Annotated in this window: 16 protein-coding genes; 14 read left to right on the top strand and 2 right to left on the bottom strand. The window is 63.3% G+C overall.

Annotated elements, in window-relative coordinates:
• The first annotated feature begins 84 nt into the window (after positions 1–84).
• From PD284_RS26180 to PD284_RS26195, 4 genes are read left to right on the top strand one after another with little or no spacing between them, the layout of a single operon-like run.
• The gene (locus PD284_RS26180) at positions 85–882 is read left to right on the top strand and encodes a carbohydrate ABC transporter permease (RefSeq protein ID WP_274631281.1); all 798 of its coding nucleotides are present in this window, start codon (positions 85–87) and stop codon (positions 880–882) included.
• Positions 882–1,718 carry a carbohydrate ABC transporter permease gene (locus PD284_RS26185; RefSeq protein ID WP_274631282.1) on the top strand — a complete coding sequence of 279 codons (837 nt, stop codon included), beginning with the start codon at positions 882–884 and terminating at the stop codon, positions 1,716–1,718. The genes PD284_RS26180 and PD284_RS26185 overlap by 1 nt, the downstream gene beginning before the upstream one ends.
• A 26-nt stretch (positions 1,719–1,744) precedes the next feature.
• Positions 1,745–3,406: a GMC family oxidoreductase gene (locus tag PD284_RS26190; RefSeq protein ID WP_274631283.1), complete on the top strand. Its 1,662-nt coding sequence runs from the start codon at positions 1,745–1,747 to the stop codon at positions 3,404–3,406.
• Complete coding sequence (locus PD284_RS26195; RefSeq protein WP_274631284.1) at positions 3,403–4,473, top strand: ABC transporter ATP-binding protein; 1,071 nt, start codon at positions 3,403–3,405, stop codon at positions 4,471–4,473. The genes PD284_RS26190 and PD284_RS26195 overlap by 4 nt, the downstream gene beginning before the upstream one ends.
• Positions 4,474–4,651: 178 nt before the next feature.
• Here PD284_RS26195 and PD284_RS26200 read toward each other — a convergent pair whose 3' ends face one another.
• Positions 4,652–5,998 carry an aminotransferase-like domain-containing protein gene (locus tag PD284_RS26200; RefSeq protein WP_274631285.1) on the bottom strand — a complete coding sequence of 449 codons (1,347 nt, stop codon included), beginning with the start codon at positions 5,996–5,998 and terminating at the stop codon, positions 4,652–4,654.
• A gap of 92 nt (positions 5,999–6,090) precedes the next feature.
• On the opposite strand from PD284_RS26200, the gene PD284_RS26205 reads away from it, so the two are divergent.
• The 6 genes from PD284_RS26205 to PD284_RS26230 all read left to right on the top strand — a co-directional run bounded on the left by PD284_RS26205 (position 6,091) and on the right by PD284_RS26230 (position 12,028).
• Entirely contained in the window at positions 6,091–7,050 is a 960-nt protein-coding gene (locus tag PD284_RS26205) for a substrate-binding domain-containing protein (RefSeq protein ID WP_274631286.1), read from the top strand.
• A gap of 39 nt (positions 7,051–7,089) precedes the next feature.
• Positions 7,090–7,962 (top strand): ABC transporter substrate-binding protein, encoded by an 873-nt coding sequence (locus tag PD284_RS26210; RefSeq protein ID WP_274631287.1) that lies wholly within the window; start codon positions 7,090–7,092, stop codon positions 7,960–7,962.
• Positions 7,963–8,883 carry an amino acid ABC transporter permease gene (locus PD284_RS26215; RefSeq protein ID WP_274631288.1) on the top strand — a complete coding sequence of 307 codons (921 nt, stop codon included), beginning with the start codon at positions 7,963–7,965 and terminating at the stop codon, positions 8,881–8,883. It abuts the gene before it with no gap.
• The gene (locus PD284_RS26220) at positions 8,870–9,643 is read left to right on the top strand and encodes an amino acid ABC transporter ATP-binding protein (protein ID WP_274631289.1); all 774 of its coding nucleotides are present in this window, start codon (positions 8,870–8,872) and stop codon (positions 9,641–9,643) included. Before PD284_RS26215 ends, PD284_RS26220 begins: the two co-directional genes overlap by 14 nt.
• A gap of 30 nt (positions 9,644–9,673) precedes the next feature.
• Positions 9,674–10,858, top strand: a complete 1,185-nt coding sequence (locus tag PD284_RS26225) for a M20 aminoacylase family protein (protein WP_274631290.1) — start codon at positions 9,674–9,676, stop codon at positions 10,856–10,858.
• A 180-nt stretch (positions 10,859–11,038) separates the two neighbouring features.
• Positions 11,039–12,028 (top strand): carbon-nitrogen hydrolase family protein, encoded by a 990-nt coding sequence (locus PD284_RS26230; RefSeq protein WP_274631291.1) that lies wholly within the window; start codon positions 11,039–11,041, stop codon positions 12,026–12,028.
• Positions 12,029–12,294: 266 nt separating this feature from the next.
• Here PD284_RS26230 and PD284_RS26235 read toward each other — a convergent pair whose 3' ends face one another.
• The gene (locus PD284_RS26235; protein ID WP_274631292.1) at positions 12,295–13,704 is read right to left on the bottom strand and encodes a glycosyl transferase family protein; all 1,410 of its coding nucleotides are present in this window, start codon (positions 13,702–13,704) and stop codon (positions 12,295–12,297) included.
• Positions 13,705–13,949: 245 nt separating this feature from the next.
• On the opposite strand from PD284_RS26235, the gene PD284_RS26240 reads away from it, so the two are divergent.
• The 4 genes from PD284_RS26240 to PD284_RS26255 form a co-directional block, all read left to right on the top strand.
• The gene (locus PD284_RS26240) at positions 13,950–16,031 is read left to right on the top strand and encodes a TonB-dependent receptor domain-containing protein (RefSeq protein ID WP_411956298.1); all 2,082 of its coding nucleotides are present in this window, start codon (positions 13,950–13,952) and stop codon (positions 16,029–16,031) included.
• A 55-nt stretch (positions 16,032–16,086) separates the two neighbouring features.
• Positions 16,087–17,007, top strand: a complete 921-nt coding sequence (locus PD284_RS26245) for a siderophore ABC transporter substrate-binding protein (RefSeq protein ID WP_274631294.1) — start codon at positions 16,087–16,089, stop codon at positions 17,005–17,007.
• A 77-nt stretch (positions 17,008–17,084) separates the two neighbouring features.
• Complete coding sequence (locus tag PD284_RS26250; protein ID WP_274631295.1) at positions 17,085–18,092, top strand: ABC transporter permease; 1,008 nt, start codon at positions 17,085–17,087, stop codon at positions 18,090–18,092.
• The coding region (locus tag PD284_RS26255; protein ID WP_274631296.1) for an iron chelate uptake ABC transporter family permease subunit at positions 18,082–19,070 on the top strand (989 nt) is incomplete at its 3' end. The genes PD284_RS26250 and PD284_RS26255, both read left to right, overlap by 11 nt.

Below are 19,070 nucleotides of genomic sequence, written 5' to 3' on the forward strand. Positions count from 1 at the left end.
GGAAATGACATGCACCGTCGGCCTCGCCTGACAACCTGGCTTTACCTGTCACCTTTGCACCTTTTGCTGCTGGCTATTTTGACGGTGCCCTCCCTGTACGTCTTCTGGCTGAGCTTGAACCAGTCGAGCTACGGCACCGGCCTCACATGGGTGGGGCTCGAGAATTATCGCGCCGTCTTCGAGGATCCGTATTTCTGGCGCGCTGCGGTCAACACTTTTCTGGTCGTCAACGGTGTCGTCTATGTCGAGCTTCTGCTTGGGCTTGCGCTCGCCGCGCTGTTCGTGTCCGGCGTGCCGTTTCGCGGGCTGATGTTCGCCTGTATCCTGATGCCCTACGCGATCTCCGAGGTGGTGGCGGTCCTCGTCTGGAAGATGATGATGGACCCAAATATCGGCGCGATCGCGCGCACGATCGAGGAAATGGGTTTTGGCCGGGTCAACTGGAGCGCGTCGCCCACGACCGGGCTTGTGCTGGTTGGCGTCATCAACATATGGACGCACCTGCCCTTCACCTTCCTGATGATCTATGCCGGCCTGCTCGCCATCGACGGCTCGCTTTACGAGGCGGCCCGCATAGATGGCGCGACGCGCTGGCAGCGTTTCCTGCGCATCACACTGCCGCTTCTGGTCCCGACCCTTTTGATCACGCTGATATTCCGGCTCATCTTTGCTTTCCGGATGTTCTCCGAGGTCTGGCTACTGACCAAGGGCGGTCCGGCGCGCTTGTCCGAGGTACTGGCGGTGTATCTCTATCAGCACGGTTTCCGCTACGGGGACTTCGGCACGGCGTCGGCGACAGGATGGATGATGGTGCTGGGTTCGCTGCTTCTGGCGTCCGTGTTTCTGTTCGCAATGCAGCGCAGCATGAAGGGGGGCGAATGATGAACGACGCCTACTCACCGCTCGAGCGCCTCGCACGCGGTCTCCTGCTCGGCTTCATCCTAATCTGGTCGGTGGCGCCGATTCTCTTCATCGTGTCGTCGTCTTTCAAACGCCAGGTCGACATCTTCGTCTATCCGCCCAGGCTCATTTTCACCCCGACCGTCGACAACTATCTCAAGCTGACGAGCCAGTGGCAGGACTTCTTCACCTCCATGGGCAACAGCCTGATCGTGGCGCTCGGAGCAACCGTGCTTGCAGGGGTCGTCAGCTTCTTTGGCGGCTACGCCTATTCGCGCTACCGCAGCCGGATCGCCGCCTGGAGCGCCGTCTACATGATCGCAGTGCGCGTCCTGCCGCCAATCGTCGTCACGCTGCCGCTGTTCCCGGTCGCCGACCGGCTCGGGCTCGGTGACACGCATCTCCTGCTGATCCTGCTTTATGCGACCTTCTGGGTTTCGCTCAACACCATGATCATGAAGAACTTCTTCGACCAGATCCCCTATGAACTGGACGAGGCGGCCTATGTCGACGGCGCATCGGAATGGCAGCTGGTCTCCCGCATTCTCGCCCGGCTCACCTTTCAGGGCATGGCTGCGGGCTCGATCTTCGTGTTCGTCTTCTCGTGGAACGAGTATCTCTTCGCCATGATCTTCGCCACCAATCAGGCAAAGACGGCGCCGCTGATCCTCAGCGAGCTGATGGGCGCCGTGGACGGCACCGAATGGGGCGTCCTCTTTGCCGGCGTCACCTTGCAACTGATGCCCGTGGTGTTGCTGGTCACGCTGGCGCGTCGCTACCTCATCGCCGGGCTGACCGCGGGCGCAGTGAAGGGATGAGCCGCAGCGGCGGGATGACGACACTCATGAATGAACCCGACACATACGACTACATCGTCGTGGGCGGCGGCTCGGCCGGCTGCCTGCTCGCCACCCGGCTGAGCGAAGATCCGCGTCTCTCCGTGCTGCTGGTCGAGGCCGGGCCGGCGGACCGGAATCCGTGGCTGCACATTCCTTCCGGCTTCTTTAAAACGATCAACAATCCGCGCTACGACTGGCGCTACGAGACCGAGCCGGAACCTGCCCTCAACGGCCGACGCATCGCCTGGCCGCGTGGCCGGGTTCTTGGCGGATCGAGCGCAATCAATGGCCTGATCTACATCCGCGGCCAGGCGGACGACTTCAACGATTGGGCACAGCGCGGCAATCCCGGCTGGAGCTGGTCGGACGTGCTGCCTGCCTTCAGGGCCGTCGAAGCGCAGGGACGCGGCGAGAGCGAATTTCACGGCGCTCAAGGCAACCTCGGCGTCGAGGATCCACCGGTCGACCTCGAGCTCGTCTCGCGCTTCGTGGAGGCGGGCAGACAGGCGGGACTTCCGCTCAACCCGGACTTCAACGGGCCGACGCAGGAAGGCGTAGGCCCGTTCCAGCTCACCACGCGGAACGGGCGGCGCTCATCCAGCGCGCGTGCCTTCCTTGGCCCGGCGACACGCCGGCCGAACCTGCGCATCCTAACCGGGGTCACAGTCGAGCGCCTCGAACTCGACGGCAGGCAGGTACGGGGCGTGCATGCCCGAAAGGGCGGCGGCGGGCTTCATTTTCGTGCTCGCAGCGAGATTGTGCTGACCGCCGGAGCCATCGGCTCGACACAGATCTTGCAGCTTTCCGGCATCGGCGACCCACGGCAACTGGCAGCCGCTGGCGTCACGCCGGTCCACGCGCTTTTGGGCGTTGGGCGGCACCTTCAGGACCATCTGCAATCGCGGCTAATGCTGCGCCTCAAGCTTCCGATCAGCCTCAACGACCTGACGCGTGGACCGTGGCGCAAGCTCCTCATCGGCATGAACTACGTCTTCCGCCGGCGGGGCGTCCTCAGCTTCGGCGCCTCGCTGGCCGGCGGGTTCGGCCGCACGCCGCTTGCCTCCGACCGGCCCGACGTGCAGTTCCATTTCCAGCCACTCAGCCTCGACAGCTATGATGGCGGTCTGCACCCCTTTCCCGGCGCCACGGTATCGGCATGCCAGCTTCGACCCGAGAGCGAGGGGACCATCTTCATCACTTCGCCTGACCCGTCCGCCCGCCCGGAAATCCGCGCCAACTATCTGGCGACTGATCTCGATCGGCGCACCATGATCGAGGGATTTCGTCTGGCGCGCCGCATCGCCGCCGCGCCCGCTCTGGCGGAGGTCGTCGCCGGTGAGCACAAGCCGGGTAGCGACGTGCGCAGCGACGACGAGATCCTCGACTACATCCGCGCCACGGGCAGCTCGATCTATCACCCCAGCGGGACCTGCCGCATGGGCCCCGACCCCGGCCGCGGCGACGTCGTCGATGCGCGACTCAGGGTCCATGGGCTGGCCGGCCTGCGCATCGCCGACTGCTCGATCATGCCCCGCCTGGTCTCGGGCAACACCAACGCTGCGGCCATCATGATCGGCGAGCGCGCCGCTGCGATGATCCGCGAGGATGCGGCGACGGCAATGGCCGCAAAACGCGACGACTGGAACGAAACGGAGAAGACCGCATGACCGAGGTCACGCTTTCGGGCATCAGGAAACGCTACGGCGGCGTCGAGATCATTCCCGGTCTCGACCTCCAGATCGAGGATGGCGAATTCGTCGTCCTGGTCGGGCCGTCGGGCTGTGGCAAGTCCACGCTGCTGCGGATGATCGCCGGACTGGAATCGATAGACGATGGAGAACTTAGGATCGCGGGGCGGTGCGTCAACGAGCTCTCGCCCCGGGATCGTGACATCGCAATGGTGTTCCAGAACTATGCGCTCTATCCGCATATGAACGTCCGCGAGAACATGGCTTTCTCCCTCAAGCTGGCCAGGGCCGACAAGGCCGTCATCGACAAGCAGATCAGCAATGCGTCGGCAATCCTCGGCCTCGATCCGCTGCTCGACCGGCTGCCGCGCCAGCTTTCCGGCGGCCAGCGTCAGCGCGTCGCGATGGGTCGCGCCATCGTGCGCGATCCAGCCGTCTTCCTGTTCGACGAACCGCTTTCCAACCTCGACGCCAAGCTCAGGGTGCAGATGCGCGCCGAGATCCGTGGCCTGCACGACAGGCTGAAGGCCACCACCATCTACGTTACGCACGACCAGATCGAAGCGATGACCATGGCCGACAAGATCGTCGTGATGCGAGACGGCAGGATCGAGCAGGCAGGCCGCCCGATGGATCTCTATTCGGATCCTGCCAATCTCTTCGTCGCGACGTTTCTCGGCAGCCCGGAAATGAACCTTCTGCCCGCCACGCGTCGCGAAACCGGTTTTTGTCTCGGTCAGGACGGCGTCGTCTCACCCGAAATAGTCCTGCCGTCCGCCGCACCGGATGAGGTTACGCTCGGCGTTCGCCCACATCACATCAGCATACTGCCCGTAGAGGAGGTCGCCTTTGGCGCCACTGTGGCGCTGGTCGAGCGAACCGGAGCGGAAACCGTCCTCACCTGCGCCCTGCCCAGCGGCCGCAAGGTTTGCGTCGTCGGGCCCGCCCAGATCGCAGCAAGAAGCGGCGAGCGTATCGGGCTCGCCTTCAACCCGGCCCATGTCCGCTGTTTCGATACCCGAACGGGACGGGCGCTCGCAGCATAGAACGCACATTAACGGAAGAACCGCGGCGTCCGTTGATCCACTCACTTGCTGCAGGAGTTGTGCCCCGCGCGGCCGCTATCGGTCGTGCAAGCGGGCGGGGAGAAGCCGCTCCTGCGCTCCGGGATATCAACGCCACTATGTCGCTGTGGCGCAATCAAACTGTTACCTTGGGACGACTTTACCGGGGCGTGGCAGCGGACGCCTGGATGGCGCTGGCGACGCGATCGACGTCCGATAGTTGAAGGACGCTGGTGGCCACGCGGATTGAGTCGATCGGCGTCAGGGAGAACTTCGAGCCTGGGTGAACGGCGATGCCGCGGGACGCCAGCGTGACCAGTGCAAAGTTTTCCGATACGACCGGGACAAGCACGCTCAGCCCATCGCCGGCATCGATTTCAATTTGGTGCTTGAGCAGGGCCGCGGCAAGTGCATGGCGGCGTTCTCGATAGACCGACCTCGCTCGACCGACGAGGGCATCCGTCTCCGAGTTCCGGAGAAGCCAGGACGTGGCAGCCTGCAGGATCCTGCTCGTCCAGCCTGCGCTAAAGCTTCGATAGGATTGGATCTGTTCGACCACGCGTGCTGAACCAGACAGCACCGCCAGCCTCAGGTCGGGCCCGAGTGTTTTCGAATAGGAAAGGATATGGATGACGCGGTCCGGAAAGCGCCGGCCGAGGGAGTGCCGCTTCGCTTCAGAGATATCACCCACGCCGTCGTCTTCTATGATGATCGCACCAGAGCCCTCAAGCACGTCACCCAGCGCTTCAAGGCGCTCTTCCGTCATGGAAGTGCCGGTGACCGAATGTATCCTCGGCTGGAACAGGAAGGCCACCGGCTTTGCCTTCAGCGCTTCCGCCAGCGCCTCCGGCATCGGTCCCAGCCGGTCACACGCGACGGGCACAATCGGGACGTCGAGATCCTCGAGAATATCCAGCAGACGCAAGGCTGTGGGGTCCTCGATCGCGACCGGCGCACCCGCAGGCACCAGTGCGTGCAGCAACGTGTAGACAGCGTTGTAGCCGCCGTTCGTTACCAGGAAGGCTCCCGGATCATAGGGCCACGTCGGCCGCACAACCGCTTCAAGCTCCGGGAGGATGCGGACCCGTTCGTAGCTGTTCAGCTGACTGGCGCTCGCTCCATGAGCCAGAGCCTGCGCGAGCGGGGGCAGCAACTCGATATCGGGCGAAGCGACCGCGAGGTTCAAAATGTCCGGGCCGTAGTCGCCGCCGCTCACGAGCCGGGGGAGCCTGGTCGGACGTGGCGCAAAGCGATCTCCCATCACCCAGGCACCATTTCTCCCGCGCCCGCCGATCATCTTGTGGCGGCGAAGATCGGCCCAGGCGATGGAAACGGTGGCCGGGCTTATCCCCAGCGTAAACGCGAGATCGCGTACCGAGGGCAGCTTGGTTCCGACTGGGAGGAGCCCTGAACGAATCATCGCTCCCGTCTCAAGCGCTATGCCTCGAGAGGTCCGAACGCCGAGGCGATCGGCAAACCATTGGGCGTCGTAATGATTCGGGATCATCCGGAACTATAAATGTTTAATGTCATATTAACATTTGATCGAAGCGACTTAAACATTTACGGACCCCTCGTCAAACAGGCAGAGGAAACTTCATGCGCGTTCCGATCAAAATCGCCACCCGCGATTGGGACTATCTCACGCCGATGATCCTTGGCGACGTCACGTCGGACCGGATTGATCTTCAGGTCGACCGAGTCGGAACGCTTATTCCCGATCTTGCGACGAGCGACGTCTACGATGCCGCCGAAGTTTCCTTCAGCCGCTACACCTCCGCGATGGCAGAGGGGACAGAAGCCGTGGTCGGCATGCCGTGCTTCATCATGCGCGGCTTTCGGCACAGATGTGTCATCACAACCGAAGCGAGCCCATTGACCAGGCTATCTGATCTTGCCGGCAAACGCATTGGCATTACCGGCTGGCGAGACTCGGGCAACACTTGGACGCGCGCTGCGCTGCGGCGCGAAGGCGTCGGTGTTGAAGACGCTTACTGGTTTGCGGGCCGTCTGACGGCCAGCCATCCGATTGTCGACCGGTTGGATGGCTTTGGTCGCCCCGGCCGTATCGAGGCTGCGCCTGGCGAACGTCCCATGATGGAATTGCTTGCCGAAGGCGAGCTCGACGCCGTTTTCACCCCGTTCATGCCGGACGGATATTTCGAGAATGGCTCGGGTTTTCGCCAGTTGCTGTCCGATTTCCCGGCGGCCGAGAAGGCCTATTTCGACGACGTCGGATATGTGCCCGGCATGCACATCGTCGCAGTCAAGGCCGGAATTGCCGAACAGCATCCCTGGTTGCCCGCAGAGCTGACGCGGCTGGTCGACGAGAGCCAGCGGCTGTGGACCACCAAGCGGCGCAAATATGCCGAAACAACGCCGTGGATGTTCGACGAGCTGTTGCGCTCGGCGCGCAACCTGCAGCCGACGTGGAACGACAGCGGACTGGATGCCAATTTCGGGATGATCGAGGCCTTCATCACGGAACTGCGCGAGCAGGGCATCTTGCAGTCCGACCTCACGCCTCAGTCGCTTTTTCCGTTTGAGTCTGAGCGATAGGCCAGGCCGAACCCAATCCATCCAAGGGAGTAGAGTACCATGAAGAAAGCGATCTGCATTCTGGCCTCACTGATGGCTGCGCTTGCTGCAAACACGGCCTCGGCCGAGGAAATCCAGAAACAGGCCCAGAACGAAGAACTCCGCGCGCGCCTGCCCCAGGAGATTCTCGACGATGGCAAGATGATTGCCGTCAACAATGGCTCGTTCCCGCCCTATGAAATCATCACCGGAACCGAGATGACGGGCGCGACCAAGGACATATCGACCGCGATCGGCGAATTGCTCGGAATCACCATCAACCACGCATCGGTTGCCGGCCTGCCGGCTCTGCTCAGCGGCGTCAATTCCGGGCGCTACCAGTTCGCAATGGGGCCCGTCGGCGACTATCCCGACCGCCAGAAGGCCAACGACTTCATCGATTGGGCGCGCGAGTACGTCGTCTTCGCCGTCGAGAAGGGAAATCCGTCGGGCATCTCCTCGCTGGACACGGCGTGCGGCAAGCGCATCGCTGTGATGGCAGGCGGCTCGGCAGAAAAGGTCATCAAGGAACAGTCCGAGAAATGCGTCGCCGCCGGAAACCCCGCCGTTGAGGTCCAGTCCTTCACCGACCAGCCAAGCTCCATCCTGGCCGTGCGGTCCAAGCGTTCCGATGCGTTTTTCTCGTCGCAGGCGCCGCTGACCTATTTCGTGCAGCAGGCCAAGGGCCAGCTCGAGCTGGCGGGCGTTGGCCAGGCCAACGGCTTCAAGGACATCTACCAGGGCGCCGTCGTGAAGAAGGACTCGCCGTTGGGCGGCGTGCTTCACGACGCCTTCAAGATCCTGATCGACAACGGGACCTACGGCCAGATCATGAAGAAATGGGGCCTCGAGAACAACATGATCGACGCGCCCGGCATCAACCAGGGGCAGTAAATGGCGATATCCACTTCCGCACCGATCCAGTCGGACGATACGCTGCGCGACGTCAAACGCGCGCACGTACCCTTCCCCATCGCGCGCCTGGCCCTGTGGGCCTTCACCTTGGCCGTTGCCCTCGGATTCGCCTATATCGTGGCGGTCAATCCGAACTTCGGCTGGCCTGTCGTCGCTGAGTATCTCTTCGACCCGACGGTCATCCAGGGCCTGTCGGTAACGCTGGGGCTCACCGTCGTGGCGATGATCATCGGCGTCGCGCTCGGCCTGGTCCTCGCCATTGCGCGCATGTCGAAGGACAGGCTGGCGTCTTCGCTGGCCAGTCTGTTCATCTGGTTCTTCCGCGGGACGCCGCTGCTTGTGCAGCTTATTTTCTGGTACAACATGTCGACGCTGTTCCCGCGCATTTCCATCGGCATTGCGAGCTGGGACACGAACGACCTCATCACACCCCTGACGGCCGCCATTGTCGGTCTCGCGCTCAACGAAGCGGCCTATATGGCGGAGATTATCCGAGGCGGCCTGCTGTCGGTGGAGAAGGGGCAGGCCGAGACGGCGGAAGCCTTCGGCATGACGAAAATGCGCGCCTTGTGGCGCATCATCATCCCGCAGGCGATGAAGTCTATCGTGCCGCCGACCGGCAACCAGCTGATCAGCATGATCAAGGCGACCTCGCTGGTCAGCGTCATCGCCATGGCGGATCTGCTCTATTCCGTCCAGTCGATCTACAACCGGACGTTCGAGATCATCCCGATGCTGCTGGTCGCCGTGCTTTGGTACCTGTTCATCACTTCGATCCTGAACGTCGCGCAGGGCGCCATCGAGCGCTACTACAATCGCGGTGATCGCGGTGCGGCGGTCGTGGACCGGCCAAAGGAAAAATTTGCACCTGCAGCAGGAGCCGCCGATGAGCGCGTCTGAAACCGCCCTCGTGCGCGCCCGCAATGTCCACAAGGCATTCGGGCCGCTGGAAGTGCTCAAGGGCATTGACCTTGACGTTGCCGCCGGCGAGGTGGTGGTGATCCTTGGGCCGTCGGGCTCCGGGAAATCCACGTTCCTTCGCTGCATCAACCATCTCGAGGCGATCGACCAGGGCTTCATCGAAGTTGATGGGGAGCAGATCGGTTACCGGCTCAAGAACGGCCGCCTCAACGAGCTTTCCAGCCGCGAGATTGCACTCCAGCGCCGCAAGATCGGCATGGTGTTCCAGCAGTTCAATCTCTACCCGCATATGACGGCACTGGAAAACGTCATCGAGGCGCCCATCGGCGTCCACCGGCAGAGCAAGGCAGAGGCGACGCGCTATGCCCGCGAGCTTCTCACCCGCGTCGGACTGGCAGAGAAAATGGACGCATATCCCCGCCAATTGTCAGGCGGGCAACAACAGCGAGTGGCGATCGCCCGCGCGCTGGCGATCCGTCCGCGGCTGATGCTGTTCGACGAACCGACCTCCGCGCTCGATCCGGAACTGGTGGGCGAGGTGCTGGCGACCATGCGCGACCTCGCCAAAGACGGGCTCACAATGATCGTGGTCACTCACGAAATCGGCTTCGCCAAGGAGGCTGCGGACCGCGTCGTGTTCATGGATGGAGGCGTGGTGGTGGAACAGGGTCCACCGGCCGAGGTCCTCACCAATCCAAAGCATCCCCGCACCAGAACTTTCCTCAGCCGCTTCATCTGATCGGCGCGCCTGACCAAGGAAGAACGCCTCATGCCTCAAGCCTCAAACCAGTTTGCCCAACTTTCGGATTTTGACGACCGGGCCGCCGAGCTCGTGGCGACGCGCAGACACCTGCATGCGCATCCGGAGCTGTCCTTCGAAGAGCACGAAACGGCCGCCTATGTCGCAGAGCGCCTCGAAGGTTGGGGCTATGAAGTGACGCGCAATGTCGGCGGCCTCGGCGTTGTCGGCCGACTGAGGCAGGGCGAGGGCGAACGCAGCATCGCCATTCGCGCCGACATGGACGCCCTGCCCATTCAGGAGGCGACTGGCCTTCCCTACGCCAGCGCGACTAGCGGCAAGATGCATGCCTGCGGCCATGACGGCCATACGACCATGCTTCTCGGCGCGGCCGAATATCTGGCCCGCACGCGGCATTTCAACGGCACCGTCAATCTGATCTTCCAGCCGGCCGAGGAGGCCGGAAAGGGCAGCGGCGCGCAGGCCATGATCGACGACGGGCTTTTTGAGCGCTTCCCCTGCGACGCAATCTTCGGCCTCCACAATCATCCCGGCGCGGCGGCGGGAACTTTCCTGATGCGATCGGGGCCCTTGATGGCGGCTGCAGACACCGCCAGGATTACGATCACCGGCCGCGGCGGCCATGCATCGCGTCCGCATTTGACCGTCGATCCGATTGTGGTCGCAGCCAACATGGTCATGACGCTGCAGACGGTCGTGTCCCGCAACGTGAACCCGACGGAAACCGCTGTAGTGACAGTCGGAACCATTCACGGCGGCACGGCATCGAATGTGATCCCTGAAACCGCCGAGATCGCAGTCAGCATCCGCTCCTTCTCGCCGGAAGTGCGCAACACGCTCGAGCAGAGGGTTCGTGACATCGCGACGTCGATCGCTGAGGCGCATGGCGCCAGCGTCTCCATCGACTATGAACACGGCTATCCGGTCGTCATCAATTCGGAAGAGGAGACAGCCTTCGCCACGGCCGTGGTCAAGGAACTGGTGGGCGACGACAAGGTGGGCATCTGCCCGATGATCCCCGGCAGCGAGGATTTCGCCTATTTTCTGGAACACCGGCCCGGCTGCTTCCTGCGCCTTGGCAACGGTGAGAACTCGGCGATCCTGCACAGCTCGAAGTACGACTTCAACGACGACAGCCTGACGACTGGCGCGGCGATGTGGGCCAGGTTGGCGGAACGATTCCTGTCGGTCTAGGGCGTGTCATCACCACGCTGATGCTGATCCCGACCACGACATCCGGCGTAGCGTACGAACCCACCGGGTTTGGGGATCTGCATCATTATCGCCGCGCCACGCCAGCGACACCCTGTGCATCACCGAATGCGGTTGATGAACGACGTCCAGCCAATCTGCGCGGAACTTTAGGAGCCCTCCATGCGCCAACATCACGTCGCCGTCGTTCAAGCCGGCACCAGTCTGTTCGACCTTCCCCGGACCCTCGAGCGCATGGCCGCTCATTGCCAGGCAGCGAAGCAGGAAGGCGTCGAACTTGCCGTTTTTCCCGAAGCCTATGTGGGGGGTTATCCGAAGGGGCTGGACTTCGGCGCACGTATAGGCACGCGTACGCCGGCCGGCCGCGACGAATATCTGCGTTATTGGCGCTCCGCGATTGAGGTCGACGGACCTGAATGTCGTACGATCGGCAGCTTCGCCGCCGATATGAAGGCGCATCTGGTTGTCGGGGTCATCGAGCGCGACGGCGCGACGCTATTCTGCACCGCCCTCTTCTTCGGTTCCGACGGCGCCTTGCTCGGCAAGCACCGCAAGTTGATGCCGACTGCCAGCGAACGGCTGGTCTGGGGACAGGGCGACGGCTCCACGATGCCTGTCCTCGACACCCAGGTGGGCAAGATCGGCGCAGCGATCTGCTGGGAAAACTACATGCCCCCACTGCGGCAGGCGATGTACGCACAAGGGGTAGAAATCTGGTGTGCGCCGACTGTCGATGAACGCGAAATCTGGCAGTCGTCCATGCGCCACATCGCCTATGAGGGCCGGATGTTTACGCTCAGCGCATGCCAGTACATGACGCGTGCCGATGCGCCGGACGACTATGCTGCCTTCGCCGGAGAAGCGCCGGGGACCGAGCTCATCAAGGGCGGCAGCGTGATTGTCGATCCGATGGGCGAAATCATTGCGGGTCCGCTGCGCGGCCAAGAGGGTGTCCTGGCTGCGACGATCGACCTGGATGATGTGATCCGAGGCAGGTACGATCTCGATGTTGCTGGTCACTACGCCCGCCCCGATGTGTTTTCACTGCATGTCGACGTCGCGCCGCGAGCGCCCGTGGCCTTCGATCCACCCAAGCCTATGCTCTCTCCGAGCGGGATCGGTGAACCAGCATCAGCGCCAGGCGAGGCCTGAAGTTTGTCTCAGGTTCGAAAGACAGCCCGGAGCGCTGTCTCGTAAGAGGTCGGGTCACGCCCCTGGCCGTGCCGGTCGTGCGAGATCATTGGGAAACAGAAGGTCGCGACTGGCTTCGCCGCGCGAAATCTGGAGATGAAGGGTCCCCTCAACCAACTCGTTGCACGCCAATGCCGGCTGGCGAGCGCGAATCCCCAAAATGCAAATCGCCATGCCGAAAGAGGCAATCAGCTCCGGCCCCGTGGCCACCGCCAGCGCCTGACCGATCACGGCGCCGCCACCATACCCAGCCGGTTGCGCCAAAGCTTGGTGGCCTCGAGTTGCAGGCGCGGCCATTGGGTGGCTGACGCTTTCCTTGCGTTCATGAGCGCCAGGGCGGCAGTGTCGACGACCTTCCTGATTGGCGCTTCGTCGCGCGCCTGTCCCAGCCAGACAGCCTTCCAATACTCGAAGCTCGACAGCCCAGTCGGGCGTTCGGTTGCGGGAAGCGTCGAGGCAGGTATCGTCATTTCCGAAGATGTGCCGTCGGCAACACGAAAAATGGTGGTCGATCGAAGGGGGGTCGCCTCTGCGACATCGCGATTTGTGGAGGTCACCAGCACATTGCGCCAGCAGAGAAGCTCGGCCGCTTCCCGAATGAGATTCCGGTGGGAGGACTGAACCGCACCGACCATGAGGCCCGAGGCGTTGAGCGGATTGATCAGGTGGACCAACTGGTTGATCGGCGACCGCATTTCGAACAGGGGATACAGCGCCATTAGGGCCGTCAGCTGATCCGAGAGCCGCAGGACCGGCAGGAAGGCCAGACCGGTTCGGTTGACCAGGGATCTTGCGTCCTCGACGTCGGCGGCGACAGGAATGCCGAGAAACTCGGCTGCCGTCTTCAGCCGTTCGCCTTCATTGAGCAGGCCTCTGCCGCCGTGCACCAGCACCCGCGTGCCAGCGGCATTGACGAGTTTGACGGCCATCAGGAACCACGGTTGCAAAGGCGCCTTGGGCGAGAGATAGGCGGGCCAATCGAGCAGAACATCGCCCGATGGCGGCGGCCCGGCAGCGATATGTTCGCGCAGTGCCGTCGCCATGCCCGCCAGTTCGGGAGCAGTCGCATGGCGAAACTGCATGATCGAGAGGAATGCGCCCACCTGTATCGGATCCGCTCGTCCCGCCAGGATGTGTGCAAAGGCCTCGCGCGCTTCATGCATGGTCAGGGGGCGGCTGCGGCCCGCCCCGGCGCCCATAGTTGCGATCGCTCTCGCGAGCCGCTGTTGCGGCAGGGCGCGCGGCCCGATGGCGGCGAGCTTCGCAGCGAACTCTTTCGAGGTGGGACCGCCTATGTCGATGACTGGAGCCAGCGACAATGCCGGCGCCGAGGACAGCGGCAGGCGGTTGGATGCACTTGCCTGTCCGGCGGAGGGCTCCGCGAGTTCTTGGGGCTGCAGGAGGTCGGATGCTTCTTCGGCGAGTGCGCGGAGGCGCAGTCGGAGGCGCTCGGCAAAAGGCGTTGAAGCCATGCCACGACCTGTCTTGCGCAGGATCGGATCGCCGTAGATCTCACGAATCTGCTTGAGCAGGCGACTCATCGCAGGTGCGGTGAGCCCCATCCGCTCAGCCGCGCGTCCCACCGATTGCTCGACCAGAAGGGCATCCAGGGCAACGAGCAGACGCAGGCGCGACAACGGCGGCGCATCGGGAACGGAAGATCTCCTATCGCTCGTCCCTGGCTTCGCACCGGGGGGCTGGTTCTTGGGGTTTGGGGAATTCCTCATGGGCATCTTGCGGTTTTCTGAATTTGGAATCGGTCAAAAACACGTCGGTTGACCTCATACGTCCGCTACATAAGAAGACCGAAATACTCAAGTTTTGGACGGGCGCAATGGGGTTCACATTCAAGGCATCAACCTTCCTGGCTTCGCATCGGAAGATGCTGGTCAACACCTGCGCGCTGCTCGTCGTCCAAGGACCAGCGCTTGCGCAGACGGCCGAGGAGAAGAAGGAGGAGGAAGCGAAGAAGTCCGGCGCCACCCAGCTCGACCGCATTGTGGTCACGGCAACGGGCTTCGAGCAGAACGTCAAGGACGCCCCCGCATCCATCACCGTGGTCACGCGAGAGGAACTCGAGAAGGGCACCTTCCGCGACCTGACCGATGCCTTGCGCGAGGTACAGGGTGTGGCGGTCACCGGCGTGGCCAACGAGAAGGACATCTTCATCCGCGGTCTGCCGGGGCAGTACACGCTGATCCTCGTCGACGGCAAGCGGCAGAGCACGCGCGACGCACGAACCAACGGCAATTCGGGATTTGAACAGAGCTTCATTCCGCCGATCGCGGCCATCGAGCGCATCGAGGTCGTGCGCGGACCGATGTCGTCGCTCTACGGCTCGGACGCGATGGGCGGCGTCATCAACATCATCACCCGCAAGGTCAGCAGCGAGTGGCACGGTTCGATCACCGCAGACGGCACTGTCCAGAATGACAGGAAGTTCGGCGATTCCGGACAGGTGTCCTTCTACGGCGCCGGGCCGCTGATCGACGACAGGATCGGTCTCCAAGTCTGGGGACGTGGCCTGCGGCGCGGCGAGGACAGCTTCCTTTCCGGCGTCACGGGTTCCGAGGAGCGCGACATCACTGGCCGGCTCACCTTCACGCCGAACGAGAACCACGACGTCCTGCTTGAAGCGGGAACGACACGGGTGGAGCGCGAAGCCAGCGCCGGCGAGACGCTCGCGGCCGATGCGAACGGCACCTACAACCAGAACAACCGCGACCATTGGTCGATCAGCCACACCGGGCGGTGGGGCTGGACGACTTCGGAGTTCTCGCTGTCCCAGGAATGGGCGGAGCGGACCAACTACACCTGGACGCCCGCAATGGGCGACTTCGTGGCGAACCCGCGATCGCCCGAAATCCGCAACACGGTGCTCGACGGCAAGTTCATCACGCCATTCACGGCGCTTGGCGACCACATGCTGACGGTCGGCGGCCAGGTTTTCGACGCCAAGCTGACCGACCAGAACCCGGGCCGCCGTGCGGGTGTCGACGAATCGTTCGGTGCGCTTCAATGGGCGCTGTTCGCCGAAGACGAGTGGCGCATGACGGACACGTTCGCGCTGCATGGCGGCCTGCGCTACGACAAGCACGAATTCTACGACGCCCAGGTCAGCCCGCGTCTCTACGGCGTCTGGACGCCGATCGAACAGCTGACCATCAAGGGTGGAATGTCGACTGGTTTCAGAGCGCCCGACATCCGCAGCATCTCGCCCGACTACGCCTACACGACCGGGGGCGGGGGCTGCTCCTACGGTCCCGAAGGCACCTGCGGCGTCATCCTCGCCAATCCCGACCTCAAGGCCGAAAGCAGCACCAGCTACGAGATCGGCGCGATCTGGGACAACTATTCGGGCATCACCGTCGGCGCGACCTACTTCTATACGGACTTCAAGGACAAGATCTCCAACGCCCTCGTCCTCGACGAGAACGGCGTTCCGGTTCGCTGGTCGGAGGACCCCAACTATCGCCTCTGGTACAACTACAACATCGACGATGCGACCATTCAGGGCGTCGAACTCACCGCGACATGGGATGCGACGGATACGCTGACCTTCCGGGGCAACTATACCTACACGCATTCGCGTCAGGAAACCGGAGATTTCGCCGGGTTTCCCTTGGCGCGCACTCCTGAACACATGGCCAGCCTGCGCGTGGAGTGGACGCCGCTCGAAACCCTGCAGACATGGGCGGCGGTCAACTATCATGGCGAGGAGATCGCCTCGGGCGCCCGCATCGGCACCAACGGGACGCCCGTCGTCATCAACGGCAAGACGGGCCGCAAGTACGACGACTACACAACATTCGACCTGGGCGCCTCCTATGCGTTCGGGGAGCAGGACAACGTCATGCTGAAGGGCGCAGTCTACAACCTCTTCGACAAGCAACAGGACGCGACCGACTTCAACACGGTCGGCGAGGGCCGCCGCTTCTGGCTCAGCCTGACAACCAACTTCTGATGAACAGGGCGGGGGGACGGGACGTCCCGTGCGCTCGCCAACGAGGAAAGAACAGATGATCAATCGCCGCAAATTGCTGAACGCCGCCTTGGGCGTGGCCGCCATGCTCGTCCCACTCCAGGCTGCTTCCGCGGAAGAGTTTCGGATAGAGCACACCAAGGGCGAGATCGTGCTGCCGGAACGCCCGAAGAAGGTGGTCGTCTTCGATCTTGCGACGATCGATACGCTGGATGCGCTCGGCGTCGACATCGCCGGCGTGCCCAAGGCCAGGTTCCCGGCCTATCTCTCGAAGTACAATGGCGAGGACTATGCCAAGGTCGGCTCGCTGTTCGAGCCGGATCTCGAGGCCCTCAACGCCTTGCAGCCCGACCTGATCATCGTCGGCGGACGCTCCAGCGCCAAGTATGACCAGGTTGCGGCCCTTGCGCCGACGATCGACCTGACCGTGGACCAGAAGGACTTCGTCGGCAGCGCGAAGAAGAACATCGACACACTTGCGCGTCTCTTCGGCAAGGAGAGCGAGGCGGCCGAAAAGCTTGCGGCACTCGATGCGACCGTCGCCGGGACGCGCGAAGCAGCCGCCAAGGCCGGCAAGGGGCTGATCGTCCTGACCACCGGCGGCAAGATGAGCGCCTATGGTCCGGGTTCGCGCTTTGGGGTGCTCTATTCGGACTACGGCATCACGCCGGCGCGCGAAGACCTGAAGACTTCCAACCACGGCCACGCGGCTTCGTTCGAGCTGATCCTGGAAACCAATCCGGACTGGCTGTTCGTCATCGATCGCGACGCAGCGGTAGGGCGCGAAGGCCAGTCGGCCGCGCAGTACCTGGACAACGAACTCGTCGCCCAGACCACGGCATGGAAGAACGGCCAGGTCGTGTATCTCGACCCGGCGAGATGGTACCTGATCGGTGCCGGACTGCAGGCCATGCAGCTGAACGCGGACCAGATCGCAAAAGCGCTCCGCAAAGAATAGACGCCGCTGCGCACATATCGTTTCGGAGGGAGTGCCGGCCCGTGCGGCCGGCACTCTACGATCCTCACACAGCCCGAATGAACCCCACGCAGATCACACCGGCCCATTCACCCGCTACCGAGCGCGTCTGGTTGCTCGCGGCGGTCGCTGTCGTGCCGATACTGGCTGCGGCAAGCCTTTTCGTGGGCGTCAGCAACGTTTCGATCGAAACGCTTTTGTCCGACGATACCTCGGCCCGCGCTGCACAAGTCCTGATGATCAGCCGCGTGCCCCGCACGCTTGCGCTGATCCTGGCCGGAGCCGGCATCGCGGTCTCGGGCACGATCATGCAGATGCTGGCGCGCAACCGTTTCGTCGAACCCTCGACGGCGGGAACGGTGGAATCCGCGAGCCTGGGCATCCTGGCGGTGATGCTGCTCGCGCCGGATTTGCCCGTGTTCGCGCGCATGATCGTCGCCGCCCTCTTTGCGTTCCTTGGAACAGCCCTGTTCCTCGCGATCCTGCGGCAGATCCCGTTGCGGTCGGTTCTCGTGGTGCCGCTTGTCGGCATCATGCTCGGCGGCGTCATCAGCGCGGTGACGACCTTCTTCGCCTACCGCCACGACATGATGCAATCGCTTGGGGCGTGGACCATGGGCGACTTCTCCGGCGTGCTGCAGGGACGCTACGAGTTGCTGTGGATCTCCTTCGCGCTCACCCTGGTGGCCTACGTCGCCGCAGGGCGCTTCACGGTCGCCGGAATGGGTGAGGCGTTCGCGACCAATGTCGGCCTGAACTATCGCCGCATCGTGGCGCTCGGCCTCGTCATCGTCTCCATGGTCACCGCGACCGTCGTCGCCACGGTGGGCATGGTTCCGTTCCTGGGGCTCATCGTGCCCAACGTGGTGAGCCTCGCGATGGGCGACAACCTGCGACGCACCCTGCCTTGGATAGCGATCGTCGGGGCGGGCTTCGTGCTCGCCTGCGACATCGTCGGACGAGTCGTCCTCTACCCATACGAGGTGCCGATCGGAGCCGTTACCGGCATCATCGGCAGTGCGCTGTTCCTCCATCTGCTGCTCCGGAAGAATGCGCGTGTCGGCTGATTCCCGGATATCGCCCGGGCCCGCGCGGGCAGCGTTCGGGCAGCGGACCGTACTGGCGCTGCTCGGCCTTCTCGCGCTCGCGGCAGTCATCGCTTTCATGACGCTCGGCGCCAATGGGCGCTGGGACTTCGTGCTGCCGTTTCGAGGCGTGAAGCTGGCCGGCATGGTCCTCGTCGCCTATGCCGTGGCCGTCTCGACGATCCTGTTCCAGACGGTGACCCACAATCGCATCCTGACGCCGTCCATCATGGGGTTCGATGCGCTCTACGGGCTCATCCAGACGCTGCTCGTCTTCCAGCTCGGCCCGACACTCGTCCAGAACACCGATTCGCGCCTCCTCTTTCTCGGCGAAGTGGCGGCGATGGTGCTGTTCTCGGGTCTGCTCTATCGCTGGCTGTTCGCCGGGGGACGGCGCAGCCTGCACCTCCTGCTGCTCGTCGGCGTCATCACCGGCGTCCTGTTCCGGTCGATCTCCGGCTTCCTGCAACGCATCATCGATCCCAACGAGTTCGCGATCCTGCAGGACCGATTGTTCGCCAGCTTCAACATCGCCGAAACCGACCTGCTCACCGTTTCTGCGATCCTGATCGGTGTGGCGAGTGTTGCCGGCTGGCGGATCATGCACAGGTTCGACGTGCTCGCTCTCGGGCGCGAGATGGCCGTGAACCTCGGGGTGGACTACACGCGGACCGTTTCGATCGTCCTGGTGATCGTGGCGATCCTGGTCTCGGTCTCCACGGCGCTGGTCGGCCCGGTGACCTTCTTCGGCCTGCTGGTCGCCAGCCTCGCGTGGCAGATCATGCCGAGCCACCGCCATGTCCACGTGCTGCCGGCGGCAGTGCTCATCGCGGTCATCTGCGTCGTGGGCGGCCAGGTCGTGCTCGAGCGCATCCTGGCCTTCGATTCGGTGCTCAGCATCGTCATCGAGTTCGTCGGCGGCCTGATCTTCCTAGGCCTGCTTCTAAAGGGTTCCGCACG

It is taken from the genome of Mesorhizobium shangrilense (genome assembly GCF_028826155.1).
GTDB lineage: Bacteria > Pseudomonadota > Alphaproteobacteria > Rhizobiales > Rhizobiaceae > Arvimicrobium > Arvimicrobium flavum.

Excerpts from the sequence above, each read along its gene's own strand:
- PD284_RS26190 (WP_274631283.1), top strand. The coding sequence starts at position 1,745 with ATGAATGAACCCGACACATACGACTACATCGTCGTGGGCGGCGGCTCG.
- PD284_RS26250 (WP_274631295.1), top strand. The coding sequence starts at position 17,085 with ATGAACCCCACGCAGATCACACCGGCCCATTCACCCGCTACCGAGCGC.
- PD284_RS26240 (WP_411956298.1), top strand. The coding sequence starts at position 13,950 with ATGCTGGTCAACACCTGCGCGCTGCTCGTCGTCCAAGGACCAGCGCTT.
- PD284_RS26200 (WP_274631285.1), bottom strand. The coding sequence starts at position 5,998 with ATGATCCCGAATCATTACGACGCCCAATGGTTTGCCGATCGCCTCGGC.
- PD284_RS26220 (WP_274631289.1), top strand. The coding sequence starts at position 8,870 with ATGAGCGCGTCTGAAACCGCCCTCGTGCGCGCCCGCAATGTCCACAAG.
- PD284_RS26195 (WP_274631284.1), top strand. The coding sequence starts at position 3,403 with ATGACCGAGGTCACGCTTTCGGGCATCAGGAAACGCTACGGCGGCGTC.
- PD284_RS26185 (WP_274631282.1), top strand. The coding sequence starts at position 882 with ATGAACGACGCCTACTCACCGCTCGAGCGCCTCGCACGCGGTCTCCTG.
- PD284_RS26215 (WP_274631288.1), top strand. The coding sequence starts at position 7,963 with ATGGCGATATCCACTTCCGCACCGATCCAGTCGGACGATACGCTGCGC.
- PD284_RS26210 (WP_274631287.1), top strand. The coding sequence starts at position 7,090 with ATGAAGAAAGCGATCTGCATTCTGGCCTCACTGATGGCTGCGCTTGCT.
- PD284_RS26230 (WP_274631291.1), top strand. The coding sequence starts at position 11,039 with ATGCGCCAACATCACGTCGCCGTCGTTCAAGCCGGCACCAGTCTGTTC.
- PD284_RS26225 (WP_274631290.1), top strand. The coding sequence starts at position 9,674 with ATGCCTCAAGCCTCAAACCAGTTTGCCCAACTTTCGGATTTTGACGAC.
- PD284_RS26245 (WP_274631294.1), top strand. The coding sequence starts at position 16,087 with ATGATCAATCGCCGCAAATTGCTGAACGCCGCCTTGGGCGTGGCCGCC.
- PD284_RS26205 (WP_274631286.1), top strand. The coding sequence starts at position 6,091 with ATGCGCGTTCCGATCAAAATCGCCACCCGCGATTGGGACTATCTCACG.